A 9,295-nucleotide genomic window follows, 5' to 3' on the forward strand; every position below is an offset into this window, starting at 1 on the left:
GCGCCGATCAGCTCGACGCCGTACTTGTCCAGGACGCCGTTCTCGTGCAGCGAGATCGCGGTGTTGAGGGCCGTCTGGCCGCCCAGGGTCGGCAGCAGCGCGTCCGGGCGCTCCTTGGCGATGATCTTCTCGACGAACTCGGGCGTGATCGGCTCGACGTAGGTGGCGTCGGCGATCTCCGGGTCGGTCATGATCGTCGCCGGGTTGGAGTTCACCAGGACGACCCGCAGGCCCTCGGCCTTCAGGACGCGGCACGCCTGGGTGCCGGAGTAGTCGAACTCGGCGGCCTGGCCGATGACGATCGGGCCGGAGCCGATGACCAGGACGGACTGGATATCGGTGCGCTTAGGCACGCTGGCCCTCCATCAGGGATACGAAGCGGTCGAACAGGTAGGCGGCGTCGTGCGGGCCGGCTGCCGCTTCGGGGTGGTACTGGACGCTGAAAGCGGGGCGGTCGAGGAGCTGGAGCCCCTCCACCACGTTGTCGTTCAGGCAGACGTGCGACACCTCGGCGCGGCCGAACGGGGTCTCGGAGACCTGGTCGAGCGGCGCGTCGACGGCGAAGCCGTGGTTGTGCGCGGTGACCTCGACCTTGCCGGTCGTACGGTCCTGCACCGGCTGGTTGATGCCGCGGTGGCCGTACTTCAGCTTGTAGGTGCCGAAGCCGAGCGCGCGGCCCAGGATCTGGTTGCCGAAGCAGATGCCGAACAGCGGGGTGCCGCGCTCCAGGACGCCCCGCATCACGGAGACGGGGTGGTCGGCGGTGGCCGGGTCGCCCGGGCCGTTGGAGAAGAACACGCCGTCCGGGTTCACCGCGTAGACGTCCTCGACGGTCGCGGTCGCCGGGAGCACGTGCACCTCGATGCCGCGCTCGGCCATGCGGTGCGGGGTCATGCCCTTGATGCCGAGGTCGACGGCGGCGACGGTGAACTTCTTCTCGCCGATCGCGGGGACGACGTACGGCTCGGTGGTGGCGACCTCGGCGGAGAGGTTCGCGCCCTTCATCTGCGGGGCTTCCTGCACGCGCGCGAGGAGCGCGTTGTCGTCCCGGACGGCGTCGCCGCTGAAGATGCCGACGCGCATCGCGCCGCGCTCGCGCAGGTGGCGCGTGAGGGCGCGGGTGTCGATGCCGGAGATGCCGACGACGCCCTGCGCCGCCAGCTCCTCGTCCAGCGAGCGCCTGGAGCGCCAGTTGGACGGCACGCGCGCGGGGTCGCGCACGACGTACCCGGAGACCCAGATGCGCTTGGACTCGGGGTCCTCGTCGTTCACGCCGGTGTTGCCGACGTGCGGTGCGGTCATCACCACGACCTGTCGGTGGTACGACGGGTCGGTGAGGGTCTCCTGGTAGCCGGTCATGCCGGTGGAGAACACCGCTTCGCCGAAGGTCTCCCCCACGGCCCCGTAAGCACGGCCGCGGAAGACCCGGCCGTCCTCCAGGACGAGTACGGCGGGAGTTTTGGCGGCTCCCCTGGTGGAGGTGGTCATCGTTCGGCGCCTTCCCTGCTGTTCGTTTCGATCATGGAGTTGATGGCCTCGACCCACTCGTTGTGTTCGGCCGCGTGGTCGGAGCGGAAGCCGGAGTCGATCAGCCGGTCGCCATGCTCCCAGGTGACGACGAGCAGGCCGCCCTCGGTGAGCACCTTGCCGGCGATTCCCTTGTCGAGCCGGGCCTCGCGGAGCTGTGCGGCGTGGACGAAGAAGTCGCTCGCCCCGGGGCGTGCGACGTCCAGTCCGGCGTCCGTGAGGGTCAGCTCGGCGCGACTGCGGGTGCCCAGGCCGTGCGCGACGATGCGGTCGAGCCACTGTCCGGCGGTGGTGGAGCCGTGGTAGCGGCCGCTCGTCGTCAGGCGCGCCGGGCCCGTCTCGTCCGGGGTCGTGGGCAGCTCGGGCAGGTCGCCCTGGAGCGTGCCGCGCCACTTCCAGCCCTCGCGCATCAGCCAGTAGACGAGCGCGACGAACAGGGCGAGGCCGACGACCCAGCCGATGCGGGCGGCCCAGTCGGTCACTTGCGCCGATTCCTTCTCGGCGGCCAGCAGAAGTACAGGTGTCACGTGAGCTTCCCGTCGACGAGCGTGGCCTTGCCCCGCAGCCACGTGTGCGTCACACGGCCCGGCAGCTCACGACCCTCGTAGGGGGTGTTGCGGCTGCGCGAGGCGAAGCCCGCGGGGTCCACAGGGCCACGGTATGCCGTGTCGACGAGGGTGAGGTTGGCGGGCTCACCTGCCGAGACGGGACGGCCCTGGCCCGTGGCCCGTCCGATCTGCGCGGGCTTGAAGGACATCCGGTCGGCGACGCCGGCCCAGTCCAGCAGGCCCGTGTCGACCATGGTCTCCTGCACCACTGACAACGCCGTCTCCAGGCCGACCATGCCCATGGCTGCGGCGGCCCACTCGCAGTCCTTGTCCTCGTGCGGGTGCGGGGCGTGGTCGGTGGCGACGATGTCGATCGTGCCGTCGGCGAGCGCCTCGCGAAGGGCCATCACGTCGCGCTCGGTGCGCAGCGGCGGGTTGACCTTGAAGACGGGGTTGTACGTGCGGACCAGCTCGTCGGTGAGGAGCAGGTGGTGCGGGGTGACCTCGGCGGTCACATCGATGCCGCGGGACTTGGCCCAGCGGACGATCTCGACGGACCCGGCCGTCGACAGGTGGCAGATGTGGACGCGGGAGCCGACGTGGTCGGCGAGCAGGACATCCCGGGCGATGATCGATTCTTCGGCCACCGCGGGCCAGCCCCCGAGTCCCAGTTCGGCGGAGACGACGCCCTCGTTCATCTCGGCGCCCTCGGTCAGCCGCGGCTCCTGCGCGTGCTGCGCGACGACACCGCCGAAGGCCTTCACGTACTCAAGGGCCCGGCGCATGATCACGGCGTCGTGGACACACTTGCCGTCGTCGGAGAAGACGGTGACCCCGGCGGCCGACTCGTGCATGGCGCCCAGCTCGGCGAGCTTCCTGCCCTCCAGGCCGACGGTGACGGCACCGATCGGCTGGACATCGCAGTAGCCGTGCTCCTTGCCGAGCCGCCAGACCTGCTCGACGACACCGGCGGTGTCGGCGACCGGGAAGGTGTTGGCCATGGCGAACACGGTGGTGTAGCCGCCGGAAGCAGCGGCCCGCGTACCTGTGAGGACGGTCTCGGAGTCCTCGCGGCCCGGCTCGCGCAGATGGGTGTGCAGGTCGACCAGGCCCGGCAGCAGCACCTTGCCCTCGGCCTCGACGACCTCTGCGCCTTCGGCGGACAGCCCGCTGCCCACCTCCGCGATCGTCCCGCCGTCGATCAGCACGTCCTGCGGCTCGCCGCCCAGCACCTTCGCACCACGGATCAGGATCTTGCTCATCTGTCTTACTTCTCCTCGGTACGGGTCTGGGTGACGGCGGGTTCGTTTCCGCCCAGCAGCAGGTACAGGACGGCCATCCGGATGGAGACTCCGTTCGCGACCTGCTCGACGACGGTGCAGCGGTCGGAGTCGGCGACCTCGGCGGTGATCTCCATGCCGCGGACCATCGGGCCGGGGTGCATCACGACGGCGTGCTCGGGCATCCGCGCCATGCGGTCGCCGTCGAGGCCGTAGCGCCGGGAGTACTCGCGCTCGGTCGGGAAGAAGGCGGCGTTCATGCGCTCGCGCTGGACGCGCAGCATCATCACCGCGTCGGACTTGGGCAGCGTGCTGTCGAGGTCGTACGACACCTCGCAGGGCCAGCTCCCGATGCCGACGGGCACCAGGGTCGGCGGGGCGACGAGGGTGACCTCGGCGCCGAGCGTGTGCAGCAGGTCGACGTTGGAGCGGGCGACCCGGCTGTGCAGGACGTCGCCGACGATGGTGATGCGCTTGCCTTCGAGGTCCTGGCCGATCCCGGCGTCCGGGCCGATCAGGCGGCGGCGCATGGTGAAGGCGTCCAGCAGGGCCTGTGTGGGGTGCTGGTGGGTGCCGTCGCCGGCGTTGACGACGGCCGCGTCGATCCAGCCGGAGTTCGCCAGGCGGTACGGGGCGCCGGAGGCTCCGTGCCGGATGACCACGGCGTCGACGCCCATGGCCTCCAGGGTCTGGGCGGTGTCCTTCAGGGACTCGCCCTTGGACACGCTCGAACCCTTGGCGGAGAAATTGATGACGTCCGCGGACAGCCGCTTCTCGGCGGCCTCGAACGAGATCCGGGTCCGGGTGGAGTCCTCGAAGAAGAGGTTGACGATCGTGCGGCCGCGCAGGGTCGGCAGCTTCTTGATCGGCCGGTCGGCGACCCGGGCCATCTCCTCGGCGGTGTCGAGGATCAGGACGGCGTCGTCGCGGGTGAGGTCGGCGGCCGAGATGAGATGACGCTGCATCTGTCAGGCTCCGTAAGGCAGTTCAAGCTGGAGAAATGGGGCAGACGGGCGCGCGAGGGCGCACCGAGCCGGCGTACGACAGCGGCGTACGCCTGGAGCGCTACTGGGCGGTCTGCTTGGCGCCGAGCAGCACGGTGTCGCGACCGTCCTCCTCGGCGAGCTGGACCTTGACCGTCTCCCGCAACGACGTGGGGAGGTTCTTGCCGACGTAGTCGGCGCGGATGGGCAGTTCGCGGTGACCGCGGTCGACGAGGACCGCGAGCTGCACCGCGCGGGGGCGCCCGATGTCGTTCAGGGCGTCGAGGGCGGCGCGGATGGTGCGGCCGGAGAAGAGGACGTCGTCGACGAGGACGACCAGCTTGCCGTCGATGCCGTCACCGGGGATCTCGGTGCGGGCCAGCGCACGCGGCGGGTGCATGCGCAGGTCGTCGCGGTACATGGTGATGTCGAGCGAGCCGCACGGAACCTTGCGCTCGGTGATCTGCTCGAGCTTGTCGGCGATCCGCCGGGCGAGGAAGACGCCCCGGGTCGGAATGCCGAGGAGCACCACGTCGTCGGCGCCTTTTGCGCGTTCGACGATCTCGTGGGCGATGCGGGTCAGTACCCGTGCGATGTCGGGCCCTTCGAGAACGGGCCGGGCATCGGACTGCGAGTCGTGCGTGTCCATACGAAACGGACCTCCTTCTCCGCCTCACGGGACGGACCTTAAAGGACGTCGGGATTGCGCCATCCACGGTAGCAGGCCCTCGCTGCCGCCCGGACGGCCCCCTCGGATCACCCACTCGGCCTAACAGAGTGCCGATACCACGGAAGAGTCGGTGCGGACCATTCGGCTTGACGCGGCAGAGTAACGCTGCGTAACCTCACAGTGAGTTACCAGCCGCGCGGCCTGGCACCCACGCCAGACGCGTCGACACAGTGCCGGGGAGCTATATGTCCAGCGAATACGCCAAACAGCTCGGGGCCAAGCTCCGGGCGATCCGCACCCAGCAGGGCCTTTCCCTCCACGGTGTCGAGGAGAAGTCCCAGGGACGCTGGAAGGCGGTCGTGGTCGGTTCGTACGAGCGCGGCGACCGTGCCGTGACCGTACAGCGCCTTGCCGAGCTGGCGGATTTCTACGGCGTTCCGGTGCAGGAGCTGCTCCCGGGCACCACCCCGGGCGGCGCCGCCGAGCCGCCGCCGAAGCTGGTCCTGGACCTGGAGCGGCTGGCCACGGTGCCGGCCGAGAAGGCGGGCCCCCTTCAGCGCTACGCGGCCACGATCCAGTCGCAGCGCGGTGACTACAACGGCAAGGTGCTCTCGATCCGCCAGGACGACCTGCGCACACTCGCCGTCATCTACGACCAGTCGCCCTCGGTCCTCACCGAGCAGCTGATCAGCTGGGGCGTCCTGGACGCGGACGCGCGCCGCGCGGTGGCGACCCACGAGGAGGCCTGACCGCTCCGGGGGGCAGCAGAAACGTGCCGCCGGGGTGGCCGGAACCATATGGTTCCGGCCACCCCGGCGGCGTTCTGAGGGCCTGGCAGCCCTCGACGGGTACGGGAACGCCGGAGGGCCCGCGGCAGTCACGCTGCGGGCCCTCCGGCGTTCTGTCTGTCTCAGACCTCGTCGCGGCGGAGCGAGGGCTTGAGCTCCTTGAGCCGTCCGAGCAGGCCGTTCACGAACGAGGGCGACTCGTCCGTGGAGAATTCCTTCGCCAGCTGCACCATCTCGTCGAGGACGACGGCGTCCGGGGTCTCGTCGGCCCAGATCAGCTCATAGGCGCCGAGCCGCAGGATGTTGCGGTCGACGACCGGCATCCTGTCGAGCGTCCAGCCGACCGAGTACTGGGCGAGCAGCTCGTCGATGCGCTTCGCGTGCTGCGCGTAGCCCTCGACCAGCTCCATCGTGTACTCGCTCACCGGCGGCTGCCGGGTGTCGGCCCGGGAGAGCCGGACCCAGTCGGCGAGGACGGTCAGGACCTCGGCGCCGCGCTGGTCGCCCTCGAAGAGGATCTGGAAGGCGCGCTTGCGGGCCGTGTTGCGGGCAGCCACGGTTAGCTGTTCACCCGGCCGAGGTAGTCGCTGGTGCGGGTGTCGACCTTGATCTTTTCACCGGTGGTGATGAAGAGCGGGACCTGGATCTGGTGACCGGTCTCCAGCGTGGCGGGCTTGGTGCCGCCGGTGGAGCGGTCGCCCTGGACGCCCGGCTCGGTCTCCTGGACGGTCAGCTCGACGGCGGCCGGCAGCTCGACGAAGAGCACCTCGCCCTCGTGCTGGGCGACCGTGGCCGTGAAGCCCTCGACGAGGAAGTTGGCGGCGTCGCCGACGGCCTTGCGGTCGACCATGAGCTGGTCGTAGGTCTCCATGTCCATGAAGACGAAGTAGTCGCCGTCCATGTAGGAGAACTGCATGTCGCGCTTGTCGACGGTGGCCGTTTCGACCTTGACGCCGGCGTTGAAGGTCTTGTCGACGACCTTGCCGGAGAGCACGTTCTTGAGCTTGGTGCGCACGAAGGCCGGGCCCTTGCCGGGCTTGACGTGCTGGAACTCGACGACGGACCAGAGCTGGCCGCCTTCGAGCTTGAGCACCATGCCGTTCTTGAGGTCGTTCGTGGAAGCCACGGTTGCGGAATCTCCTGGACTGACGTACGACCCCGGGGCACGCACCTGCCTACAGGGCGAGCAGCTCCTTGGTCGTGATGGTAAGTAGCTCGGGTCCGCCATCCGCCTCGGGGCGGACGACGAGCGTGTCATCGATCCGGACACCGCCCCGCCCCGGGAGGTGGACCCCAGGTTCGACGGTGACCGGCACGCAAGCGTCCAGTTTACCCATGGCCGCGGGACTCAATTGAGGGTCCTCGTCGATTTCGAGCCCCACCCCGTGTCCGGTCAGGGCCGTGAGACCCTCCGTGTACCCCGCGGAGTCGAGCACCTGGCGGGCGGCGCGGTCGACGTCCCGGCAGGCGGCGCCGGGTACCAGGCTCTCACGTCCGGCACGCTGCGCCGCGAAGACCAGGTCGTACAGCTCGATCTGCCAGTCCGCGGGAGCGGTACCGATGACGAACGTGCGGCCGATCTCGCAGCGGTAGCCGCGGTACGTCGCGCCGAGGCAGACGGAGAGGAAGTCGCCCTCCTCGACGCGGCGGTCGGTGGGCCGGTGCCCGGGCCGTCCGGCGTTCGGCCCCGTGGCGACGGAGGTGGGGAAGGCCGGGCCGTCGGCCCCGTGATCCACGAGGCGTCTTTCGAGCTCCAGGGCGAGATGGCGCTCGGTCCGCCCGACGAGGATGGACTCCAGCAGTTCCCCGAGGGCCTGGTCGGTGATCTCGGCGCCGATACGGAGGCAGGAGATCTCCTCCTCGTCCTTGACGACCCTGAGCTGCTCTACGGCGCCGCCGAGGTTGGCCAGGCGCAGACCGGGGGCGACCGAGCCGAGCGCGCGGTGCCGGGTGACGGTGAGGTGGTGCTCCTCCACAGCGAGGGAGTCGGCACCCTGGCCCGCGGCGAGGCCGGCGGCCGCGACGGCCGGGTCGCCCCCGCCGACACCGGGCAGAGTCTGCACGCGCAGGGCCTCGTCGGGGCGCTCCTGCGTGGAGCGGTCGGCCGTCGGGCCGGCACACAGCAGGAGGTCCTGGTCCTCGGTCCTGCCCAGCAGCAGAACGGCGCCGCGCGGGGCGGCGCCCGCGAGGTAGCGCACATTGGCGGGGCGGGAGACGAGCGCCGCCGCGCTGCCGCCCGCGTTGCAGTATTCCCTCAGACGCGTCCGGCGGGCCGCGTACACCTCTGACATGACCCGAGCCTACGAGCGGCGGGGGGATGCCGCCGGTCGGGAGGGCCGAGTGGGGGTCGTCCGCGACGGCCTCGCGTAGCGCCTGTGCGCCGGGGGTGGGTCGGGGGTGGGTCGGGTCCGCGCCGGGGTGTCCGTCCTCACAACGGCGCGCTGGGGTCGGACACCGACTGACCGTCCTCACAACGGCGCGCTGGGGTCGGACACCGACTGGCCGTCCGTTGACGCGCCAACCGCTGCGGGCGGACACCCCCGGCACGTCCCCTCCTCGCCGCGCGCGGGTGCGGGCGCGTCTCGGCCCAGCTGCGTGCCTGCCTGAGTTGCGGGCAGTCGTGCCGCTTAGGGCGGCACGGGTGGGCGCAGCGGCACCCGTGCCGCCGGGCTGCGGGCCCACCCGGCCTCAGCACCGATGCCCAGGTCACCGGAAACGCCGGGTTACCGCACCGACCCCGCGCCGACTACCACTGCGGCGGACTCGCAATGGACCGAGCCAGCACATCGTCCAGCACCCGCGCCGTCTCCGGCACATCCAGCTGCGAGTTGTCGATGATCGGCAGACCGGACCCGTACCACCCGGCCATCCGCCCGTGGATACGGGCGACCTCCTCGTCGGTCAGCCGCCGATTGCCCGTGCGCTCCGCGTTGCGTTCGAGGACGATGTCCAGCCCGGGAAGGAGGACGACCGGCAGCAGGCCCGGTCCGACGTGCCGCTTCCAGCCGCCGAGGCCGACGACGGGCCGGTCGGGAAAGACCGCGTCGTCGAGGATGCAGGAGATGCCATTGGCCAGGAAGTTCCGCGCGGCGAAACCGCAGGTGCGGCGGGCGAGGCGGTACTGCGCCTCGGAGTTGTCGTTCCACCCGGACTGGGGGTCGGCGAAGCCCGAGCGGACCCACTCGCGTACGTCGTCGAGGCTGATGTGCGCCGTCGGGACCCGGCGATGGTCCGCCCAGTACTTGGCGACGCTGGTCTTCCCGGCACCCGCGGGCCCTATGAGCAGCACGGCGAGCGTCGTACCGGCCGGGTCGGGGACCGCCGCCGCGGGCGGGGGGCTGGGCATGGCGACCGGACCGCCGGGCGGCAGCGGCACATGGCCGGTGGCGTCCGGCGCCGGAGGAACGGGGGCAGGCGGCGGGGGCGCGGCCGGCCCGGGCGGGGGCACGGGATAACCGGGCGCCGGGGGCGGCGGGGGCACGGGCACGGAGCCCTGGTG

11 protein-coding genes are annotated in these 9,295 nt (G+C 70.9%); 1 reads left to right on the forward strand and 10 read right to left on the reverse strand.

Features of this window, described 5'->3' with window-relative positions:
• The 6 genes from AOQ53_RS25845 to pyrR form a co-directional block, all read right to left on the reverse strand.
• Window positions 1–353, reverse strand: a 353-nt coding sequence (locus AOQ53_RS25845; RefSeq protein ID WP_456293497.1) for a carbamoyl phosphate synthase preATP-grasp domain-containing protein, incomplete at its 3' end; no start/stop codon positions are given.
• Window positions 346–1,488: a glutamine-hydrolyzing carbamoyl-phosphate synthase small subunit gene (carA, locus tag AOQ53_RS25850; protein ID WP_059420837.1), complete on the reverse strand. Its 1,143-nt coding sequence runs from the start codon at window positions 1,486–1,488 to the stop codon at window positions 346–348. The genes carA and AOQ53_RS25845, both read right to left, overlap by 8 nt.
• The gene (locus AOQ53_RS25855) at window positions 1,485–2,054 is read right to left on the reverse strand and encodes a PH-like domain-containing protein (RefSeq protein ID WP_078945502.1); all 570 of its coding nucleotides are present in this window, start codon (window positions 2,052–2,054) and stop codon (window positions 1,485–1,487) included. Before AOQ53_RS25855 ends, carA begins: the two co-directional genes overlap by 4 nt.
• Window positions 2,051–3,337, reverse strand: a complete 1,287-nt coding sequence (locus AOQ53_RS25860) for a dihydroorotase (protein ID WP_059420840.1) — start codon at window positions 3,335–3,337, stop codon at window positions 2,051–2,053. The genes AOQ53_RS25855 and AOQ53_RS25860 overlap by 4 nt, the downstream gene beginning before the upstream one ends.
• A 5-nt stretch (window positions 3,338–3,342) precedes the next feature.
• Window positions 3,343–4,320 (reverse strand): aspartate carbamoyltransferase catalytic subunit, encoded by a 978-nt coding sequence (locus AOQ53_RS25865; protein ID WP_059420842.1) that lies wholly within the window; start codon window positions 4,318–4,320, stop codon window positions 3,343–3,345.
• A 100-nt stretch (window positions 4,321–4,420) separates the two neighbouring features.
• Window positions 4,421–4,987, reverse strand: a complete 567-nt coding sequence (gene pyrR / locus AOQ53_RS25870; protein WP_059420843.1) for a bifunctional pyr operon transcriptional regulator/uracil phosphoribosyltransferase PyrR — start codon at window positions 4,985–4,987, stop codon at window positions 4,421–4,423.
• 266 nt (window positions 4,988–5,253) lie between these two features.
• Between pyrR and bldD the strand changes: the two genes are divergently transcribed.
• Entirely contained in the window at window positions 5,254–5,757 is a 504-nt protein-coding gene (gene bldD / locus AOQ53_RS25875; protein ID WP_014671524.1) for a transcriptional regulator BldD, read from the forward strand.
• A 161-nt stretch (window positions 5,758–5,918) separates the two neighbouring features.
• On the opposite strand, the gene nusB is transcribed toward bldD, so the two are convergent.
• The 4 genes from nusB to AOQ53_RS25895 form a co-directional block, all read right to left on the reverse strand.
• On the reverse strand, window positions 5,919–6,353 hold the full coding sequence (gene nusB, locus AOQ53_RS25880; RefSeq protein ID WP_059420845.1) for a transcription antitermination factor NusB: 435 nt from the start codon (window positions 6,351–6,353) through the stop codon (window positions 5,919–5,921).
• 2 nt (window positions 6,354–6,355) lie between these two features.
• On the reverse strand, window positions 6,356–6,922 hold the full coding sequence (efp, locus tag AOQ53_RS25885; protein ID WP_059420847.1) for an elongation factor P: 567 nt from the start codon (window positions 6,920–6,922) through the stop codon (window positions 6,356–6,358).
• Between the two features lie 49 nt (window positions 6,923–6,971).
• A complete protein-coding gene (locus AOQ53_RS25890) occupies window positions 6,972–8,087 on the reverse strand; it encodes an aminopeptidase P family protein (RefSeq protein WP_059420849.1) in 1,116 nt (371 codons plus the stop codon).
• A gap of 455 nt (window positions 8,088–8,542) precedes the next feature.
• The coding region (locus AOQ53_RS25895) for an AAA family ATPase (protein ID WP_059420851.1) at window positions 8,543–9,295 on the reverse strand (753 nt) is incomplete at its 5' end.

The sequence above is a fragment of the Streptomyces azureus genome (genome assembly GCF_001270025.1).
In the GTDB taxonomy this organism is placed as follows: Bacteria; Actinomycetota; Actinomycetes; order Streptomycetales; family Streptomycetaceae; genus Streptomyces; species Streptomyces azureus.

Excerpts from the sequence above, each read along its gene's own strand:
- AOQ53_RS25860 (WP_059420840.1), bottom strand. The coding sequence starts at position 3,337 with ATGAGCAAGATCCTGATCCGTGGTGCGAAGGTGCTGGGCGGCGAGCCG.
- AOQ53_RS25890 (WP_059420849.1), bottom strand. The coding sequence starts at position 8,087 with ATGTCAGAGGTGTACGCGGCCCGCCGGACGCGTCTGAGGGAATACTGC.
- carA (WP_059420837.1), bottom strand. The coding sequence starts at position 1,488 with ATGACCACCTCCACCAGGGGAGCCGCCAAAACTCCCGCCGTACTCGTC.
- pyrR (WP_059420843.1), bottom strand. The coding sequence starts at position 4,987 with ATGGACACGCACGACTCGCAGTCCGATGCCCGGCCCGTTCTCGAAGGG.
- bldD (WP_014671524.1), top strand. The coding sequence starts at position 5,254 with ATGTCCAGCGAATACGCCAAACAGCTCGGGGCCAAGCTCCGGGCGATC.
- AOQ53_RS25865 (WP_059420842.1), bottom strand. The coding sequence starts at position 4,320 with ATGCAGCGTCATCTCATCTCGGCCGCCGACCTCACCCGCGACGACGCC.